The sequence below is a fragment of the Brevundimonas bacteroides DSM 4726 genome (assembly GCF_000701445.1).
Lineage (GTDB): Bacteria > Pseudomonadota > Alphaproteobacteria > Caulobacterales > Caulobacteraceae > Brevundimonas > Brevundimonas bacteroides.
In genome coordinates this window covers 96,523-115,991 of the sequence record NZ_JNIX01000010.1, presented here as the reverse complement: position 1 = coordinate 115,991, position 19,469 = coordinate 96,523, and the positions used below count along the sequence as shown (strand labels likewise).

At 68.1% G+C, this 19,469-nt stretch carries 15 protein-coding genes; 3 read left to right on the top strand and 12 right to left on the bottom strand.

Annotated elements, in window-relative coordinates:
- Positions 1 to 9 precede the first annotated feature (9 nt).
- Genes Q333_RS0110100 through Q333_RS0110060 form a run of 9 tightly spaced genes read right to left on the bottom strand, consistent with a single transcriptional unit; the run spans position 10 to position 10,993 of the window.
- The gene (locus Q333_RS0110100) at positions 10 to 1,860 is read right to left on the bottom strand and encodes a glycoside hydrolase family 2 protein (RefSeq protein ID WP_051651246.1); all 1,851 of its coding nucleotides are present in this window, start codon (positions 1,858 to 1,860) and stop codon (positions 10 to 12) included.
- Complete coding sequence (locus Q333_RS0110095; protein WP_051651245.1) at positions 1,857 to 3,116, bottom strand: glycoside hydrolase family 88 protein; 1,260 nt, start codon at positions 3,114 to 3,116, stop codon at positions 1,857 to 1,859. Before Q333_RS0110095 ends, Q333_RS0110100 begins: the two co-directional genes overlap by 4 nt.
- The gene (locus Q333_RS0110090; protein ID WP_029416702.1) at positions 3,113 to 4,603 is read right to left on the bottom strand and encodes a UxaA family hydrolase; all 1,491 of its coding nucleotides are present in this window, start codon (positions 4,601 to 4,603) and stop codon (positions 3,113 to 3,115) included. Before Q333_RS0110090 ends, Q333_RS0110095 begins: the two co-directional genes overlap by 4 nt.
- Positions 4,600 to 6,075, bottom strand: a complete 1,476-nt coding sequence (locus Q333_RS0110085; RefSeq protein WP_029416700.1) for a mannitol dehydrogenase family protein — start codon at positions 6,073 to 6,075, stop codon at positions 4,600 to 4,602. Before Q333_RS0110085 ends, Q333_RS0110090 begins: the two co-directional genes overlap by 4 nt.
- Positions 6,072 to 7,352 (bottom strand): TRAP transporter large permease, encoded by a 1,281-nt coding sequence (locus Q333_RS0110080; RefSeq protein WP_029416698.1) that lies wholly within the window; start codon positions 7,350 to 7,352, stop codon positions 6,072 to 6,074. Before Q333_RS0110080 ends, Q333_RS0110085 begins: the two co-directional genes overlap by 4 nt.
- On the bottom strand, positions 7,343 to 7,843 hold the full coding sequence (locus tag Q333_RS0110075) for a TRAP transporter small permease (protein ID WP_029416696.1): 501 nt from the start codon (positions 7,841 to 7,843) through the stop codon (positions 7,343 to 7,345). The genes Q333_RS0110080 and Q333_RS0110075 overlap by 10 nt, the downstream gene beginning before the upstream one ends.
- Entirely contained in the window at positions 7,840 to 8,823 is a 984-nt protein-coding gene (locus Q333_RS0110070; protein ID WP_029416695.1) for a TRAP transporter substrate-binding protein, read from the bottom strand. The genes Q333_RS0110075 and Q333_RS0110070 overlap by 4 nt, the downstream gene beginning before the upstream one ends.
- Positions 8,820 to 10,235: a glucuronate isomerase gene (uxaC, locus tag Q333_RS0110065; RefSeq protein WP_029416693.1), complete on the bottom strand. Its 1,416-nt coding sequence runs from the start codon at positions 10,233 to 10,235 to the stop codon at positions 8,820 to 8,822. The genes Q333_RS0110070 and uxaC overlap by 4 nt, the downstream gene beginning before the upstream one ends.
- Positions 10,235 to 10,993, bottom strand: a complete 759-nt coding sequence (locus Q333_RS0110060) for a FadR/GntR family transcriptional regulator (protein ID WP_029416691.1) — start codon at positions 10,991 to 10,993, stop codon at positions 10,235 to 10,237. Before Q333_RS0110060 ends, uxaC begins: the two co-directional genes overlap by 1 nt.
- Before the next feature lie 86 nt (positions 10,994 to 11,079).
- On the opposite strand from Q333_RS0110060, the gene manD reads away from it, so the two are divergent.
- From manD to Q333_RS0110045, 3 genes are read left to right on the top strand one after another with little or no spacing between them, the layout of a single operon-like run.
- Positions 11,080 to 12,360, top strand: coding sequence for a D-mannonate dehydratase ManD (gene manD / locus Q333_RS0110055; RefSeq protein WP_281173719.1), 1,281 nt, complete (start codon positions 11,080 to 11,082; stop codon positions 12,358 to 12,360).
- Position 12,361: 1 nt separating this feature from the next.
- Positions 12,362 to 14,101, top strand: a complete 1,740-nt coding sequence (locus Q333_RS0110050) for a glycoside hydrolase family 2 (RefSeq protein WP_029416687.1) — start codon at positions 12,362 to 12,364, stop codon at positions 14,099 to 14,101.
- Positions 14,098 to 15,495 carry an MFS transporter gene (locus Q333_RS0110045; protein ID WP_029416685.1) on the top strand — a complete coding sequence of 466 codons (1,398 nt, stop codon included), beginning with the start codon at positions 14,098 to 14,100 and terminating at the stop codon, positions 15,493 to 15,495. The genes Q333_RS0110050 and Q333_RS0110045 overlap by 4 nt, the downstream gene beginning before the upstream one ends.
- A 67-nt stretch (positions 15,496 to 15,562) precedes the next feature.
- Here the strand turns inward: Q333_RS0110045 and Q333_RS0110040 are convergent, their stop codons facing one another.
- From Q333_RS0110040 to Q333_RS0110030, 3 genes are read right to left on the bottom strand one after another with little or no spacing between them, the layout of a single operon-like run.
- The gene (locus Q333_RS0110040) at positions 15,563 to 16,918 is read right to left on the bottom strand and encodes a glycoside hydrolase family 28 protein (RefSeq protein WP_029416683.1); all 1,356 of its coding nucleotides are present in this window, start codon (positions 16,916 to 16,918) and stop codon (positions 15,563 to 15,565) included.
- The gene (locus tag Q333_RS0110035) at positions 16,918 to 18,153 is read right to left on the bottom strand and encodes a mandelate racemase/muconate lactonizing enzyme family protein (protein ID WP_084175967.1); all 1,236 of its coding nucleotides are present in this window, start codon (positions 18,151 to 18,153) and stop codon (positions 16,918 to 16,920) included. Before Q333_RS0110035 ends, Q333_RS0110040 begins: the two co-directional genes overlap by 1 nt.
- Complete coding sequence (locus Q333_RS0110030; protein ID WP_162175585.1) at positions 18,150 to 19,412, bottom strand: mandelate racemase/muconate lactonizing enzyme family protein; 1,263 nt, start codon at positions 19,410 to 19,412, stop codon at positions 18,150 to 18,152. The genes Q333_RS0110035 and Q333_RS0110030 overlap by 4 nt, the downstream gene beginning before the upstream one ends.
- Positions 19,413 to 19,469 lie beyond the last annotated feature (57 nt).

Below are 19,469 nucleotides of genomic sequence, written 5' to 3'. Positions count from 1 at the left end.
GACGCCGCTCTACAGGGCCTCGTTGAACGCTCTCAATGTATCGAACGACAGCTTGCGACGGCCGTGCTCGTCGATCACGCCCTTGCGGTTCCACCCTCTCTGAAACCGTCCATGCCAGCGCCGGGGCGAGCGGAAGTCCTTCAAAAGCCAGGGCGTGACACCGGCGAAGGCGCCTGACGCCGCGATGGCCTTGAGCGTTTCCTCATAGAGCCAGGCCTGGTGCTCCTCGGTCCAGCGGCTTTCGCGCGCACCGCGGTGACCGTGCAACGCGTCGGCGCCGAACTCGGACATCAGCAGAGGCTTGTCCCAGGTCGTGCCGAACGTGACCTGGTGGATCTCCGCCGGGGTGCGCTGCCCGTACCAGCCTTCGTACTGGTTCATGGCCACGACATCGAGGTCGCGTCCCAATTCGTCGGCGACCACCAGCCGGGTTTCGCCGTCGCGTACCCCGCCGACATCCACGTTCTTGTTCAGAGCGGCGGTCACCAGCCGGGTAGGATCCAGCCGTCGCACGTCTTCGATGACGCTCCTGAGGAAGACCAGGCGTTCCGGGGTCTGGGGCGTCTCATTGGCCACGGACCAGAAGCCAACCGAGCAACGGTTGCGATCCCTTGTGATCATTTCCGCCATCATCCGGCGACCCAGGCCGAGGGTGGCCGACGAATTGTAGGCGACGTCCTCCCAATAGACCGGGATCTCGGACCAGACGATCAGTCCCATCTCGTCGGCCAGCCGCAGTGTGGCCTCGCCGTGCGGATAGTGGGCCAGGCGCACGAAGTCGCAGCCCAGGGCCTTGACCTCGGCCAGGAGCGCCCGCGCCTCGGCCTCGGTCCGGACACGCCCGCCTTCGGCCCCGATCCGCTCCTCGTGCATGGCGATGCCCTTGAGGAAGCGCGGGCGACCGTTCAGCAGGATCTCGCGGCCGCGCGCCTCGATCGTGCGGAAGCCCACGCGGTCGGACCAGCGGTCGCCGACGGCCTCGACGGTCACCGCGTGCAGGTGCGGCGTCTCCGGCGACCACGGCCGTAGCCGTCGCGGCACCGCCACCGAGAGCCGCGCCCGCCCGTCCGGCCCGGTCATGGCCTCGACGGCCAGACCATGGTTGGCGACCGTGAACCGCACCACGGCACCCGCCGCTTCCGGTCCGTCCAGTTCGATGTCGACGACGATGCGCCTGTCCTGCAGCCTCACGAAGACGTCGCGGACGAAGGTCCGAGGCAGATCGACCAGCCAGACCGACCGGGTGATGCCGCCGTGATTCTTCCAGTCGAAATCCAGCGCGGGCAGGGTCACGGGGCCATGGCGGCTGTCGGCGCGCACGACCAGGCTGTTGGGGCCGGGTCTCAGCCGGTCGGTGACCTCGACCTCGAAGGGGGTGAAGCCGCCCTCGTGCTCGGCGATCGCTTCGCCGTTCAGCCACACCCGACCGCGATAGTTGACGGCCTCGAACACCAGGAACCGCCGGCGGCCGTCGGGCGACGGGCCCTCGATGTCCCGGCGATGGTAGGCGGGGCCTTCATAGTGGAAGAGCTCCGGCCTCTGGGTGTTCCAGTCGCCGGGCACGGCGATCTCGTCGCTGGAGGTCCATTCGTATTCGACCAGCGGGCCGTCATCCGTCGTTGGACGATCCTCCCAGAAGTTTCGGCGCACGCCAGGCTTGCGGCCGGAGACGTCGAAGGGGTCGAGGATCAGTTTCCACTGTCCGTCCAGCGACACGCGCGACCGGTTCGGCAGGGCTCCGATCAGGGACGGCGTCGGCCAGGGTGGGACTTCCTGGGCTGCCGCCATGGGCGAGGTCGCGGCGGCCATGCCCGTCAGGGCTCCGGCCGAGATCAGGCGGCGGCGGTCGATCATCGTCATGGCAGGGTCTCGTTGACGTCCTGACCCTGTAGATCGCGCCAGCTCATGGCGAGGAACCGCAGGCCAAAGGCGCCGGCGATGTCGCGCACCACCAGCCGAACCCGTCCGTCCACCGTGCGGGCCCGGGTCTCCAGGATGGCCCCGGCCAGGTTGGGGTCGGGATGGTCGACGTCGAAGCGGTTGGCCAGCAGCCAGTTCAGGGACCGCTCGATATTGGCGTCGAACTCCTCGCCGACCCCGTAGTCTCGCAGCCTGAGCCACAGGATTCCTGAAAACGCCGTGGCCGAACCTGTGAGGGAGCCCGGCCGCGAACTGCCATCGACATTCAGGTCGTACGCAAAGCCGCCCCAGCGGTCCTGATACCGCGCCATCGCCCGACCGGTCTTCAGCGCCGCCTGAAGAAAGACCGGGTCGTGGCTGAGCGCATAGGCCTCCAGCAGGGCTTCGGCGTTCCAGATGTTGAAGCGCGGGTGGACCCGGCCGCTGTCCGGATCGTTGGGCTCGAACGCCATCCACAGGCCGGTGTCGTCCTGTCGTTCGACGACGGTGCGGGCGTGGGCGAGGAACCGGTCGCACCAGGCCTGATCGCCCGTGTGGCGGCACATGTCGCGGGCCAGATAGCCCTCGATGTTAGGCCGGGCCACCTGGGTGACGGAGGCGGGGTTGGCGTCTGGATGGTGCGGCGAGCGGTCGGTCCAGAGCTCGCCCGTGTCCGGCTCTATGATGTTGTAGAACAGGCCCGGATGGCCCGGCACGGCGGTGTTCTCGAACAGCCAGCCGCCCGAGCGAGTGGCGGTGTCGGCGTATTTCGGATCGCCCGTGGCGCGGCTCAGAGCGAAGAGGCCCGGCGTGCCGTCCGACACGGTCGTGAAGTTGATCAGCGTGCCCAGCCGGTCGCCGTGGGCGGCGTTGACCAGACCGGCCAGGGGATGGGGCGGCTGGAACTCGGTGGAGATCCACCAGTCGCCGGCGCGGCGGGCGGCGGCCAGGAACTCCGGCTCGCCCGTCACCCGCCAGGCCTCGATCAGGCCGAGCGCCGTCTGGCCCGTGTGCCAGTGCGGCTCGTACTCGACCCACTCTCCCGCCAGCAGATCATAGTCCGCGCGCCCCTTGCCGGTCTCGTCGATCAGGACGCGGGCGGCGTGGGCGCCGACGTCGCGGATCGCCGCCTCGATCTCGGCCAGGCGGGCCGATGTGGCCGACGCTGGGACCGGTAACAGCAAGAGGACGAGGGCTGCGAGCGTGGCGCGGATCACAGGTAGGCCCCCCGCTGCCACGGCACGAACTCGGCGTCGCCGATGCCGAGCGCCTCGGACGCCGACGGCTCTCCGGACGCCAGCGACAGCAGCCGGTCGAAGATGCGCTCGCCGACCGCGTCCAGGCTCTCGCCGTCCAGCACCGCGGACGCGTCGACGTCGACGTCCTCGGACATCCAGCCCGCCAGCCGCGCGTTCGACGCGATCTTCAGGCAGGGCGCGGGCTTGGATCCGAACACAGACCCCCGGCCAGTGGTAAAGGCGATCAGATTGGCCCCCGAGGCGATCTGGCCCGTTGCCGAACAAGGGTCGTATCCGGGGCTGTCCATGAAGGTCAGGCCGGGCTTTCGGAGAGGCTGGCCATAGCCGATGACGTCCTCCAGTGGTGCCGTTCCGGCCTTGGCGACGGCGCCCAGCGACTTCTCCAGAATGGTCGTCAGCCCGCCCTTGAGGTTGCCGGGCGAGGGGTTGTTGTTGAGCTCCATGCGGTTGACCTCGGCATGCTCGCGCCACCAGTTCAGACGGTCCATCAGGCGCTCTGCCGTCTCCGGGTCGGCGCGCCGCAGCAGCAGATGTTCAGCTCCCCAGATTTCCGGGGTCTCGGACAGCATGGCCGAGCCGCCATGCGCGATCAGCCGGTCCACCGCACGGCCCAGCGCCGGATTGGCGGTGACGCCGGACCAGCCGTCCGAGCCTCCGCACTGCAGTCCGACCACCAGACCCGACGCGGGGGCGGGCTCGCGTCGAGCCCTGGCCGCGAGCGCGATCAGCTCCTTGACGATCGCTCGTCCCGCCTCGATGGCCTTCAGGGTTCCGCCTGCCTCCTGGATCGACAGGGTGCGCAGCGCGGGGCCGGGTGACAGCCCCTCGTTGGCCAGCCAGGCCGGAATTTGATTGGCCTCGCAGCCCAGGCCGACGATCAGAACGCCAGCGACGTTGGGATGGCGCGCATAGCCCGCCAGCGTCCGTTGCAGCAGCCGGACGTCTTCGCCGTCCGAGGCCCCGCCGCAGCCCCCGGCGTGGGTGTAGGCCACCACATTGTCGACACCCTCAGGCAGGACGTCGGTCGGGAAGGCGTCGGCTACGCGGCGCGCGACAGTGGCCGAGCAGTTGACGCTGGTCAGGACGGCGATTGTGTTGCGCGTACCCCAGCGGCCGTCCACGCGGCGATAGCCGGACCAGGTGGCGGGCTGGGATGGGGCGGGAAGGGGGTGACGGTCGGCACCGATTTCGGCGGCGCGGTCGGCCTCGGTCATGGCCAGATTGTGGGTGTGGACCCACTCGCCGGGCGCGATGTCGGCAGAGGCCTCGCCGATGACTTGGCCATAGCGACGGATGGACAACCCCTTGGCGACGGCCCGGACGGCGACCTTGTGTCCTGCGGCGACGGCGGTGCCCATCGCCAAGCCGTCGACGAGGGTTCCCGCTGCGAAGTCGGTCAGGACCACAGCCACGTCGTCGTCACGATGCAGACGCAGCAGGCTCATGAGAGGCTTCCGACGAACGAGGCTGCGGCGCGGGCCCCGCTCTGAGACAGGCGGACATAGGCAGCGATCACCGGCACGGTGAACCGCGGGTCCGTGGCCAGTCGCCTCGGAAAGACCGCCTCCAAGGACAGCAGGGCGGCGGCGCGCTCCAGTGGATCGGGCGTGTGGGCGACCAGGCGAGCCGTCTCCGCCGCCAGGGGATCATCGACCACATGGGCCGCTCCGGTCTCGTCCACGCCGTCCTGCCAGCGCATCCAGGCGGCGACGGCCAGGGCCAGGGCCGCGATCGGTAGGCCGCGATCCAGCCGGGTCACCGCGCCCGCCAGCAGCCGCTGCGGCAGCTTCTGGGATCCGTCCATTGCGATCTGATGGGTGCGGTGCTCGAGGGCCGCGTTGGCGAAGCGCGCCTTGAGCGCGCGGCGATAGACGGACAGGTCCAGCCCCGCCGGCGGGTCGAGGGTCGCCGCCGCCTCGTCCCAAAGCCGCTCGACGAAAACAGAGAACACCGGATCAGCCGCGACCTGATGCACGAATCCCAGACCGGCCAGACCACCCAGATAGGCCATGGCCGAATGGGCCCCGTTCAGGAGCCGCAACTTGGCGTCCTCATACGGACCGACAGCCGAGGTAATCTGGACGCCCAGGCCCTCGAAATCTGGGCGAGGACCAGCAAAGCGATCCTCGATCACCCACTGGGTAAAAGGCTCGGTCTTGATCACGCCGTGATCGTCGACGCCGAGCCGCGCCGCGAGCTCGCGACGATCCTGTGGCGTCGTGGCGGGGACGATGCGGTCGATCATGGTCTGGGGAAAGGCGCACGTCCCCTCGATCCAGTCGGCCAGGTCCGGATCGTGACGGCGGGCGACGGCCAGGACGGCGTCCCGCACCCGCGCCCCGTTGTGCGGAAGGTTATCGCAGCTGATGACCGTCAGGGGGCCAAGCCCGCGCGCGCGACGCTGGGCGAGACCGGCCGCCAGGAACCCCGGTGCCGTGCGCGGGGCCGCCAGCGAGGAGAGGTCGGCGGCCACCTCCGGATCGCTCTCGATCAGGGCACCGGAGGCCGGGTCCAGTCGATACCCCTTCTCCGTGACGGTCAGGGTGACGAGGTGCGTCTCAGGGGCGGCCAGGGCCGCGACCACGGCGGACGGACGCTCCGGCGCGACCAGGACCTGGCGGACGGCACCGACGATGCGGGTCTCGAGGCGCTCCCCGTCGCGCACCACCAAGCTGTAGAGTCCCCCCTGTGGTACCAGCTGGTCGCGCACCCCTGGCGACCGCAGTGACGCGCCCAGAACGCCCCAACGCGGGTCTCCGGCCGCGAGGGCGCGATCAAAGACATCGGCCTGATGCGCGCGGTGGAAGGCACCAATGCCGAGATGAACGACGCCGGTTCGGATCGTGGTGCGGTCATAGGCGGGCCGCGTCACCTCTGCGGGCAGCCGGTCCAGCGTCTCAGGCGACAGGCGGATCATCCGGCCAGCCCCGGCAGGGTCAGGGTGAGGGCCGGTACGAAGGTGATGGCCATGAGGGCGACGAAGAGCGCGAGGTAAAAGGGCCAGATGGTCCGGACCGCCTCCTCGACCTTGATCTTGCCGACCGCGCAGCCGACGAACAGCACCGATCCCACGGGCGGCGTGACCAGGCCGATGCCGAGGTTCAGCATCAGCATGATCCCGAACTGGACCGGGTCCATGCCGGTGGCCATGGCGACGGGCAGGAATATCGGGCTGGTGATGACGATCAGGGGCGCCATGTCCATGAAGGTGCCCAGAACCAGCAGGATCAGGTTGATCAGCAAGAGGATCAGGATCGGATTTTCGGTCAGGGTCTGAAGCAAGGTCGCCAGCTGCTCGGGAGCCTCCAGCAGGGCCAGCAGCCAGCCGAAGGCGGCGGCCGAGCCGATGATCAGCATGACCATGGCTGTGGTCTTCACCGCGTTCTGGGCCGCCGTAGCGAATCCCCGGAAGCCCAGGGTGCGATATACGATCAGGGCGATGACGAGGGTGTAGATCACCGCCACGGCCGAGCTCTCAGTCGGGGTGAAGACCCCGCCCAGCACGCCGCCGAAGATGATGACGGCGGTCAGCAGGCCGGGAATGGCTGCGGCGAAGGCGCGGGCAAAGGCGGGCCAGCCCGGGAACTCGCCCTTGGGATACCCGCGCCTAAGCGCCACGAACCATGCGACGAGCGCTAGCAGAACGCCGGTCACGATGCCGGGCACGACCCCCGCCAGGAACAGGTCCGCGACCGAAACCGACACACCCGCGGCTGCCGCATAGATGATCATGTTGTGCGACGGCGGAATCAGGATGCCGAGGATGGCCGAAGTCGAGGTTACGTTGACCGCGTAGTCCGCGTCGTAGCCCTTGGACTTCATCATCGGGATTAGCGTCGACCCCAGCGCCGACACCGAGGCCACGGCGGAGCCGGATACGCCGCCGAACATCATGGAAGCCCCGACGTCGACGACGCCCAGGCCGCCGCGCATCCGACCCATGGCGGCGTCGGCGACCCGCACCAGACGCTCGGCGATGCCGGCCTGCTGCATAAGGTCGCCGGCGAAGACGAAGAACGGAATGGCCATCAGGGCGAAGACATTGACGCCCGTCGCGATCCTCTGGAATGCCACGACCGGGGCGATGTCCATGAAGATGAAGGTTGCCAGCGACGACAGGCCGAGCGCAAAGGCCACCGGCACGCCGAGGATGAGCAACAGGGCGAGCAGCCCGAGGAGAAGGATCAGCTCCACAGCGGCTCCACTTTCCGGCCGCGGGCCTCGGTGATCAGGTGCTCGGCCGCGAACAGGACGCTGAGCCACCCGGCGATGGGCAGGGGCAGATAGGCTGCCCCGCGCGGCACGCCCAGCGTCGGGATGTCGAAGGCCCAGGTGCGGGCCACCAGCTCTCCGCCCCAGACCCCCATAGCCGCGCCGAAGCCTGCGATGCACAGCAGCGCCACGATCCGGCTGACCCGTCGCAGCGCCTTAGGCATGGCATCGGTCGCGGCGGTCATGCCCAGGTGGAACTGCTCGCGCACGCCCACAGCAGCCGCCAGGAGCACGAACCATACCATGAGCAGCAGGGCTGCCTGCTCTCCCCAGGCGGGCGCGTCGCTGAGCACATAGCGGGCGAAAACCGACCAGCCGATGATGCCGGTCATGACGATCAGGCCCAGGGCGGCAAAGGCGAGCGTGCCGCGGCTGATCCAGCGGGAGACGAAGGCGAGACCGGCCAGCATCATGCCATGCCCTGGATCTGCTCGACCAGAGTGCGCTGGGTGTCGGAGGTAACGAAGCGGTCCCAGACCGGCCGCATCGCCGCCTCGAAGGCCGAGCGGTCCAGGTCGTCGACAATCTGGACGCCCGCCTCGACCACGACCTGTCGTGCTGTCTGCTCTCGCGTCTCCCACAGGTCGCGCATGAAGGGCACGCTCTCGGTCGCGGCGGCGCGAATGATGTCGCGATCGATCGAGGTCAGTTTGGCCCAGGTCCGCCCCGACGCGACCAGAACCTCGGGTGCCATGACGTGCCGCGTCAGGCTGTAGTAGCGGGCGACCTCGAAATGGCGGCTGTCCTGAAAGGAGGGCCAGTTGTTCTCGGCGCCGTCCACGACGCCCTGAACCAGCCCCTGGAACACCTCGCCATAGGACATGGGGATGGGGCTGGCCCCCAGCGCCTGGACCAGGGCCACATAGAGGTCCGAGGTCTGGACCCTCAGCTTGAGGCCCCGCATGTCCGCCGGCGTCCGGATTGGGCCGCGGGTGTTGTAGAAGCTGCGCTCGCCGGAATCGTAGAAGGCGAGGCCGATCAGACCGTGGCGCTCCAGCGCTCCGAGGATCGTCCGGCCCGGGGCTCCGTCCAGCGACCGGCGCATGTGATCCGTCGACTGGAACAGGAAAGGCAGGGACGGCACGAGCGTCATGGGTTCGATCGGATTAAGCGGCGCCAGATTGACCCGATTGATGTCCAGCCCGCCGAAGACGGTGATCTCCAGCGTGTCCTTTTCCTCGCCCAGCTGGCCCCCGGCGTAGTTGCGTAGCCGCAGCCGCCCGTCGGTGCGCTCAGAGATCAAACGCCCGAAGTGATCGACCGCCGCGACGGTCGGATAGCCCACCGGATGGGTGTCCGCGACGCGCAGAGGCCGCTCTCCGATCTCCTGCACACACCCGACCGCGGGGACGGACAGGGCGGCAGCGATCAGGGCGCGGCGGGTGGCGGTCACAGTCGGTAGGCCGCCTTCACCAGGTCGTAGGTCAGGGCGCGGGCGACCTCATGCGCTTCGTCTTCCTCAAGGCGATGTTCGACGACCAGCCTGGCCAGAAATCCCGCGTCCATGCGCCGGGCGACGTCGTGACGTGCCGGGATCGACAGGAAGGCGCGGGTGTCGTCGTTGAAGCCGACGGTGTTGTAGAAGCCCGCCGTCTCCGTCGCTTGCTCCCGGAACCGCCGCATGCCCTCGGGCGCGTCGTGGAACCACCAGGGCGGGCCGAGCCTGAGCGCCGGATAGTGGCCCGCCAGCGGGGCCAGTTCGCGGCTGTAGGACGTCTCGTCCAGCGTGAAGAGGATGATGGTCAGGCCGGGCTCTGACCCCACGGCGTCCAGCAACGGCTTCAGGGCCGACACGTAGTCGGTGCGGGTCGGAATATCGGCACCCTTGTCCCGCCCGAAGCGGGCGAACACCGTGCCGTTGTGATTGCGGAAGCTGCCCGGGTGGATCTGCATGACCAGCCCGTCGTCCAGGCTCATCCGCGCCATTTCGGTCAGCATCTGGCCCCGGAACAGCTCGGCGTCGGCGGCCGAGACGGGGCTGGTGGCGACGCGCTCGTACAGGGCGGCCGCCTCGGCTTGCGGCAGGTCGGCGGTGAAGGCGGTCGGATGGCCGTGGTCGGTCGAGGTCGCGCCGTGCGCGGCGAAGAAGGCGCGACGCTTGCGGTGCGCGGCCAGATAGCCCTGCCAGCTGCCGACGTCCTCGCCGGTCAGGGCGCCGAAGCGAACGAGGTTGTCATGGAAGCCCTCGAAGTCCGGGTCCATCACCGGGTCCGGGCGGTAGGCGGTGACGACCTTGCCCGTCCAGCCGCTGTCGCGGATCGCACGGTGATGCCCGAGGTCGTCCAGCGGCCCCTCGGTCGTGGCGATGACCTCTATGCCGTAGTGTTCGAACAGGGCGCGCGGCCGGAAGGCCTCGGTCTTCAGAGCCGCGTCGATGACGTCGTAATAGTGGTCCGCCGTCTCGGCCGATAGTCGCACACCCAGGCCGAAGACCTCGGCATGGACCCAGTCGTGCCAGATGCGCGACGGCGTGCCCCGGAACAGGTGGTACCGCTCGGCGAAGCGGCGCCAGATCGCGCGCGGATCGGTCTCGACCGGCCCGCCGTCGGCGCGGGGGACCCCCAGATCTTCCAGCGGCACGCCCTGACTGTAGAGCATCCGAAAGACGTAATGGTCGGGCGTGATCAGCAGCTCGGCGGGGTTCTTCCACGGCTCGTTCAGCGCGAACCAGGAGGGATCGGTGTGGCCGTGCGGACTGACGATCGGCAGGTGCTTGATCTCGGCGTAGAGGCGACGCGCCACCGCGCGGGTATCGGGATCGGCCGGGAACAGTCGGTCGGGGTGCAGGGTAAGCGGCTGAGGCATCAGTGGGTCGTCGCCGCGTAGCGCTGGCGCTGTTCGGCGATGCGGGCGCGCGCCTCTTCCATCGCCTCGGTCTCGGTGGCCTCCAGCAGGGACTCGATCACCCGGGTCAGGTGGTCGCGCATGGCGGCGCGGGCGGCGGCCGGATCGCGCATGTTCAGCGCCTCGACGATGGCGGCGTGCTCATTGATGCGCGGTTTCACCCCGGCTGCGCGGACCTTCTGCGACAGGAACTGGTGCTGGGGCGAGCGGCTGCGCGCGTCCCACAGGCCACGCACGGCCTGGATCATGGCGCTGTTCTGAGTCGCCTCGACGATGACCATGTGAAAGCGTCGGTCGGCGTCTTCGCTCATGACCACGTCGCGGGCGTTCTCATCCTCCATCTCGTCGACCAGGGCGCGTAGCTGGGCGATGGTCTCGGAGGTCATGCGAAGCGCCGCCATCGCGCAGGCCTCGCCCTCGACGGCGCGCCGCGCTTCCAGCAGTTCAAACGGCCCGATGTCGGTCTCTCCGGCCTTGCCGCCGGTTGGTCGTTTGGCGCGGACGTAGACGCCGGAGCCCATCTTGACCTCGACCAGGCCGTCGAGTTCCAGCGCGATCACGGCCTCGCGCACCGTGGGACGCGACACGCCGAAGGTCTGTGCCAGATCGCGTTCGGAGGGCAGGCGCTCGCCGACCTTGGGCTCGCCGGCCGCGATGCGCGCCGCCAGGGCTTCGGCGACCTGTTCGTAAAGCCTTTTGCTCTCTGACTTGGCGGACATGACCACCCTTCTATCTGGCCTGACCAATCTGGACAATCCAAAATCAGCCACCTAGGTTGTCCGAAGTTCTAGCACAGGATTTTCGCATGCCCGCCGCCGATGGAGACGCCCGCAACCTGGGGGCCGACAGGTCCGGTCGGGTCGGTGTTGCATCGCCCCTGGTCATCACCGCGGCCCGGGTCCTTGTGACCTCGCCTGGCCGCAACTTCGTTACCCTGAAAATCGAGACGGATCAGGGGGTCTATGGCATCGGCGACGCCACCCTGAACGGGCGCGAGTTGGCGGTCGTCGCCTATCTGAACGAGCATGTCTGTCCTCTGCTGATCGGGCGGGATGCGCGCCGGATCGAGGATACCTGGCAGCTATTGTATCGGGGCTCCTACTGGCGGCGGGGGCCGGTGACGATGCGGGCCATCGCGGCCGTAGACGTCGCCCTGTGGGACATCAAGGGCAAGGCCCTGGGCGCGCCGCTGCACGAATTGTTGGGCGGCAAGTCGCGCGACCGGGTCATGGTCTATGGCCACGCCAACGGGGCCGACATCGAGGAAACGGTGGATGCCGTCGGCCGCTACATCGACCTGGGTTATCAGGCTATCCGCGCCCAGGCCGGGGTCCCCGGCCTGACCAACGCTTATGGTGTTGGACGCGGCGAGATGCACTACGAGCCGGCCGACGCCTCCCTGCCGACCGAGACGGTGTGGGACACGCGGCGCTACCTGACCCATGTGCCTAAGCTGTTCGAGCGGCTGCGCCACTCTTACGGGCCCGAGCCGCGCCTGCTCCACGACGGCCATCACCGGATGACGCCGCAGGAGGCCGCGCGGCTGGGCAAGTCGCTAGAGCCCTACGACCTGTTCTGGCTGGAGGACGCCACTCCGGCCGAGAACCAGGAGGCGTTCCGCCTGATCCGGCAGCACACGACGACACCTCTGGCTGTCGGTGAGGTATTCAACACGATCTGGGACTGCAAGGACCTGATCCAGGAGCAGCTGATCGACTACATCCGCGCCACCATTGTCGGGGCGGGCGGCCTGACCCATCTGCGCCGGATCGCGGACTTCGCGGGCGTCTGGGGCGTGCGGACGGGGTGTCATGGAGCGACCGACCTGTCTCCGGTTACCATGGGCACGGCGCTGCATTTCGACGCCTGGGTGCCCAACTTCGGCATTCAGGAATATATGCGCCACACTGAAGCGACCGAAGCGGTCTTCCCGCACGACTATCGCTTCGAGGCCGGCTTCCTGATCCCCGGCGACCGGCCCGGCCACGGCGTCGATATCGACGAGGATCTGGCGGCCAAATACCCTTACGAGCCGCGCCAGTTGCCCATTGCGCGCCTGACCGACGGCTCCATGTGGAACTGGTAGGGTGATCCGGCCGCAACGGAACTCCTTTCGCGATTTCATCGACCTGAGCGGCATCTGGCGCATCCGGTTCGATCCGGACGATGTCGGCGAGGCCGAGGGTTGGTGCGCCGGATCGATCCCCGCCGACACCCATCCGATCGCCGTGCCGGGCTCCTGGAATGAGCAGCTCGCCGAGGCGGGGTTCATGGACTACCTGGGCGCGGCCTGGCTCCAGACCGACGTCTTCGTGCCGCCGTCGTTCGAGGGGCGGCGCATCCGGCTGAGGTGCGACAGCGCTGATTTCGCCGCGCGTGTGTTCGTCGACGGCGAGTTCGCGGGCGAAAGCGGTCCCGCCTTCCTGCCGTTCGAGGTCGAGAGCGAACGGCTGGTCGCCTGCCGGACGGTCCGGATCGTCGCCCGCGTCGACAACCGGCTGGCGCTGGAAGGACCGACCCCCGGCGTCGGCATGGAGCAGTATGTCGCCGAGGGGCGGCTGCGTGACGAGTACCGCCCGGCCGTGCGGTTCGACTTCTTTCCCTATGGCGGGCTGAATCGTCCGGTCTGGCTGACGGCGACGCCGGTCGGCGGCATTGAGGCGGTCAAGCTGCGGGCCTCGGCCGACGGCAGGCTGACCGCCACCGTCGAGGCCCCGGCCGGATCGCACATCCGCATCTCCGTCGCGGGACAGGAGGCCGAGGGCTTCGCGGGCGAGCCGGTGATCCTGCGTGTCCCCGACGTCCGCCCCTGGTCGCCCGCCGACCCGGCCCTCTACGACGTCGCCGTCGAGCGGCTGGATGCGCTGGGCGTCGTCGCCGATCGGGTCGAGCTTCGCACCGGCTTCCGCGACGTCGAGGTGTGTGGCCATGAGCTGCTTCTGAACGGCCAACCCGTCACCCTGAAGGGCTTTGGCAAACACGAGGATGGGCCTATCCGCGGGCGCGGGCTCGACCTGCCTCAACTGGTCAAGGACTTCGGCCTGCTCGACTGGATTGGGGCGAATTCGGTCCGCACCTCCCACTATCCCTACAGCGAGGCGTTCCTCGATTTCGCCGACGCGCGGGGCGTGCTGGTCATCGACGAGGTCTTCTCGGTAAACCTCGACTTCCGCCGGGTAACGGACGCCACGCTGGTCCAGCATCAGGCAGCGGTCCGGGCTTTGATCGATCGGGACGGCCACCGCCCCAGCGTTATCGCCTGGTCGCTCGCCAATGAGCCGGGCTATCTCAACGAGCCGGAGTACCGTAGCCGGTCCGGCCCCTACTGGAAGGTCCTGTTCGAAGACGCCCGCGCGCTCGACCCGACCCGGCCCCTCACCCACGCCAATGTCGGCTATGCCGGGCTGGACGACCCGGCCTTCGACCAGGCCGACGTCGTCTCGATCAACCGCTACTTCGGCTGGTACCAGGCTCCGGGCCAGATCGAGCGGGCCGTCGAACTGCTGCGCGCCGACCTTGACGCCGTCACCCGGCACGGCAAGCCGGTGTTTGTGGCCGAGTTCGGTGCCGACGCGCTGGCCGGCCAGCATTCGACCTCGCCCCAGCTGTTCACCGAGGAATACCAGGCTGACCTGATCACCGCCTTCTGGGCCGAGCTGGAGCGCCATCCCGCCTGCATCGGCGGCCATGTCTGGAACTTCGCCGACTTCCGAACGGCCCAACATTTCCGCCGCGTCGTGTTGAACCTGAAGGGCGTCTTTACCCGCGACCGTCAGCCCAAACGCGCGGCCTTCGTCCTGCGCGATCTCTGGAAGGGCCGGCCGTGACCGTCGCGCCCCTGCCACTTCGCCGTAAGCTCGGCTGGGCTGTCGGCGACTTCGGCTTCAATCTGTACTGGCAGACGCTGAACCTTCTGCTCATGCCGTTCTACACGGACGTGCTGGGTCTGGACGCGCGGCTGGCCGGCACCGTCTTCCTGGTCGCCAGCCTGTGGGACGGGTTCGCCGATTCCGTCATCGGGGCCATCGCCGACCGGACACGCACGCGATGGGGGAGCTATCGGCCCTATCTGGTGTTCGCCAGCCCGGCGGTGGCCGTCGCCTTCGCCTTCTGCTTCCTCGTCCCATCCGGCGGTCTGTTCGCCGAACAGTCGGGTCTGTTCCTCTATGCCCTGCTCAGCCAGGTGCTGATGCGCACCGCCTATTCGGTGGTGTCGATCCCCTATTCGTCGCTTTCGGCGCGAATCTCGGGCGACGCCGACGAGCGTGCTAGCCTGGCGGGCTGGCGCATGTTCTTCGCCTTCTCGGGCGGGGCGGCGGTGACCTATCTGATGCCGACGCTGGTGGCCCGCGCGGGCGGAGAGGGCAATCCCTTCGCCTATGTCGCCGCCGCAGGCACGGTGGGGCTGTTGTCCCTGCCGATCTTCTGGCTGTGCTTCGCCGAGACCCGCGAACCGCCGCGCGAGGTCGAGTCCAACCCTAAAGGCTTTTCCCTGTCAGGCGCGGCCGACGACGCGCGAACCGTGGGACGGATGCTGGTGCTGAACGGGCCGCTGATGCGGGTCTTCGCCTGCATCATCGTCTCGTCGCTCGCTTTCACCATGACGAACAAGGCCCTGACCTATTACGTCAATCACACGCTGGAGAGGCCCGATCTGAAGGCCGTGCTGGTGCCGCTGGCCCTGGTCGCGCAGCTGGCCTTCAGCCCCTTTTGGGCCTGGGTGGCGCGCAGGCGGTCCAAGCGCGACGCCTGGCTGTTCGCCAACCTGTGGAGCGCGGCCGCATACGCCGCCTTCTGGCTGATCCCGTCACGCGATCCGGTGATCGCGGCCGGCCTGCTGACCGCCGTCTCGGCCGCCAACGTCGGCTATCAGGTCCTGTTCTGGGCCATGCTGCCCGACACGGTCGAGTACAACGCCTATGTTACCGGCCAGCGCCACGACGCCAAGGTGTTTGGCCTGGCCAGCTTCGCCAAGCAGTTGGCGCTGGGAGTCAACGGCTTTCTGTTCGGCTGGCTGCTGTTCGCCATCGGCTATGTTGACGGCACCGAGGTAACGCCCGCCACCGCCGACGGCATCAAGGCCATCATGACGGTGGTGCCTCTGATCGGTGTCGCGGTCTCGGCCTTGGTCATGTGGGGCTATCGTCTGGACCAGGCCGAGCACGCTCGGGTGAGCGCGGCGGCGGAACAGCGGCTGGAGCCAGGGTTCGAACAGACATAGCCGTTGGTTCCAAACTCGGCTTGGACAGTCTCCAGGATCGTCGGATGACCGTTGCCGAATTCCCCGCTCAGCGAGGCGCGCTGAAATCCCCGTCGGCGGTCAGGCCTGTGCTGCCACGCGCGACCAGCACAGGCCGCCGATCCGCCTCCGTAGCGCCCATGATGGTGACGTCTCGCACCGCCGCGCCGACCGTGTTCCCCAGCACAATGTGACCGACTTCGCCTGAAAAGTCCGCCGCGCCCGTCCGCTGCGCCTGCAGCCGGTTGCCCCTCGGCTTCCCGGCGGTGGCCGCCAGATCGACCGCGTCCGCCACTGTCATGCGGATGTTCGACAGGGTGACGCCCGTGACCGGCGCGGCCTCCTGCCCGCCGATCAGGATGTTGCCGCGGGTGCGGATGTCCAGGCCGTCGAAGGTGATGTTGTGAATCGTCCCGAACGCCCCGTCGCCGAACCGCGTGTCGATGTCGACATAGATCGGATACTCGCGTCGATGTCGCCCGCCGGTCTCGATGATCATGTCGGTGAAGCGGGCATTCTCATAAGTTCCGCCGTCCTGCATGAACAGGGCGACGCCGTAGCGACTACCGGTCACCACCACGTTGGACACGGTCACATCGCGTGTGACGGTCTCCGACCCCGTGCCGAACTTGAACGCCGCGTCGTCCGACGTGATGCGACAGTTGGTGACGGTCACCCGCTCCACGTTTCGCTCATGCGCCTTCAGCACGATGGCGTCGTCGCCGGTCGAGATCTGGCAGTTCGAGATCCGCACATCGGCCGAGTCGCGGATCTGGATGCCGTCGGAGTTGGGCGACAGCATCGGCGCGTTCACCGTCACACCGTCCACGACGACGTTGTCGCAGTTGTTGAAACGGATGTTGTACTTGGCCGGATCGATCACGGTGACATCGCGCATCCGCACATTGCGGCAGTCCGCGAAGCCGACGGCGAAGTCGGGCCGATTGACCAGATCGCTCCAGAAGGCCGCGCCGGTCCCATCGATCACGCCAGTGCCGGACAGTGTGACGTTTTCCACGCCCACGGCCGAGAGCACGCCTCGGTTGGTGTCGCCCTCCGTACGCTCCAGCTCCGCTCCGCCCAGGCCCAGCAAGGGGGTGTAGTCGGACAAGTCGCTCGACCCCTTCAACACCGCCCCGCCATTCAAGTGGAAGGTGATGTTGGACGCCAGCTGGACGCCGCCAGTCAGGAATACGCCTCGCGGCAGGATCACCGTGCCGCCGGACGGCGCGCAGGCGGCGATGGCGGCGGCGATGCCCGCGTCGTCGAGCGTCTCGTCGTCCGCGACCGCGCCATAGGCCGTCACGTCGCAGATCGCGGGCCGCGCCTCCTGGGCCTCGACCGATCCGGCGGCCAGCATCAGGGCGACGGCGCAGACGCCGCCGGACAACAGGGTGAGATGCATCACATTCGCTCCGCGGAAGGCCACAGGTCAGGGTCGAAGGTCACGCCGAAACCCTGACCCTCGGGCAGGTGGATGACGCCGTTGCGGGGCACCAGCCGGGGCGCATGGGCGAAATCCAGGTCGCGGCCCTCGCCGCGATATTCCTGGAGCCCATGGAGGTTCGGCGCATAGGCGGCGAAGTGCAGCAGTTCGACCGTCTCCGAACCGCTGCGCGGATAGTGAGGGGCGACGCCGATCCCGGCGGCGGCCGCCATACGCTGCACCTCCAGCGTCCGCACCATACCGCCGTTGTACATGAAGTCTGGCTGAAGCACGTCTAGCGCCTGGTTCTCGATCAGCCAGCGCCAGCGTTCCATCGAGTTGTCCTGCTCGCCACCGGCGATGGGGATGGTGGTGCGCTCGACGACTTGGCGCGTCATCTCCACGTCCTCGAAGGGGCAGGGCTCTTCCAGTATGGCCACGCCTTGGTCTTCCAGCATTCGGCAAAGTTCGATCGCGGCCGGGGCGTCATAGCTGCCGTTGGCGTCGGCATAGATGGTGAAGTCGTCGCCGAAGGCCTGTCGCACGGCTCGCACCACGCCCTCCGATCGACCTGGGCTGGCGTCTTCGTTGCGGCTCATGCGACCGCCGACCTTGATCTTGACGCCACGTGCACCGGTGGTCTCGACCTCTTCGGCCAGCCAGGCGACCTCTTCTTCGGGCGTGGTGTTTCGACGGAGCGAAGATATGTAGATCGGGATCTCCGTCCTCTGCACTGGCCCCATGAAGTCGACGCAGCGCACGCCCGCCGTCTTTCCCATCATGTCCCAGATCGCAAGTTCCAGATGGCCGACGGCGGTCCAGAAGGGCAGGGAGGCGAACTTGTATTCGCGGGTGTAGAGTTCGCGGATCAGCCGCTCGATGTCGCGCATGTCCTGGCCCAGCAGGCGCGGCTTGACCACCAGGTGGAACAGGCTGGAGACCTCGGCCATGCGGCTGTTGGCCTTGACCACGCCCTCGACGCCGTCTTCGGACACGACACGCACGAACTCGTGGCGGCCGTCGACCTTCAGCATTTCGGCCGACCGCAGGACGACCGGTCGGTCCAGCCAGCGACGGAAGTCGACCTGATCGGCAGGGTAGTCGGGGAAGGCCAGCAGGCCGTCCGGTCGGCGGACGGCGACCTGGGCACCGGCCGATCCGGCGAGCGCCGTGGCTCCCAGCCCGGCCATCATCGCGCGTCGATCCAGTCTCATTGTGGCAGGATCCTTGTGGCGGTGGACCAGATCGACGGGTCGTAATCGATGCCGAAACCCGGCGCGTCCGACACCGGCAGCATCCCTCCGCGCGGTGCCATCTGGGGCGAATGGGCGAAGTCGAGCGTGTCGGGGCGCGACCGATATTCCTGAAAGCCGTACAGGTTGGGCGCGACCGCGCAGAGGTGTAGCAGGGGCGCGGTGTCGGCGTTGTTCCGGGGGAAATGCGGATTGTAGAGCAGGCCCGCCGCCTCGCTCATCTGCTGCACGGCCACGCAGCGCATCATGCCGCCGTTGTACATCGGGTCGGGCTGCAGCACGTCATAGGCCCGGTTGTCACAGTACCAGGCCCACTTCTCGAAGGCGCAGTCGTTCTCACCGCCCGCGATCAGCAGGTCGGTGCGTTCGGTGACCTGCTTGACCATCTCGAACGCCTCGAAGGGGCAGGGCTCCTCGAACATGGCCACGCCATAGCTCTGTAGCATCCGGCACATCTCCAGCGCCGTCGGGGCGTCGTAGGCACCGTTGGCGTCCGCATAGATCGTCATGCCGTCGCCGAACGCCTCGCGCGCGGCCCGGACCATCGCCTCGGACCGGCCCTCGTACATGTCGGTGTTGCGCCCCATGCGGCGGCCGACCTTGATCTTGATGGCCTGACACCCGGTCTCTTCAACGCGGCGGCGCAGGTGATCGACCTCTTCCTCGGGCCGGGTTCCGCGTTGGTTGGACGACAGATAGACCGCGATCTCGTTCCTGAGCTTGGGGCCCATAAGGGCGTGGCACGGCTTGCCGACCGTCTTGCCGATCAGGTCCCAAACGGCGACCTCCGCCTGACCCATGGCGCTCCACCACGGCACCGAGGCATACTCATAGTCGTCCCGATAGCCTCGCTCGAGAATGCGATAGAGGTCGCGCATGTCCTCGCCGATGAACTTGGGCATGACGAAAAGGCGAAAAAAATCGAGCGTCTCCTCCGCCTTGGTCGAGGCGCGGACGACGCCCTCGACCCCGTCGGCCGAGACCGCGCGGACCAGAAGGGTGCCCTCCTGCGGCGTCCGCCACAACTCAAGGGCGCGAAGGGTGATCGGTTCAGCCGCGACTTCGCCGAGATCGATCGGCGGCCGGGGATCGGCGGGAAAACGGAGGAGCCCCTCGGCGTCAGGGCGGGGCGGGTGAACGCTGCGCGCGGCGGCCGGTCCGGCCGCGCCGAACAGGCCCAGCGCGCCGGCCATCAGAGCGTTTCGACGGCTGGTGATCATCAGCATACTCCCTCAGAAACCCTAAACCGGTCTGACCAATCTGCGCAACCCGCTATG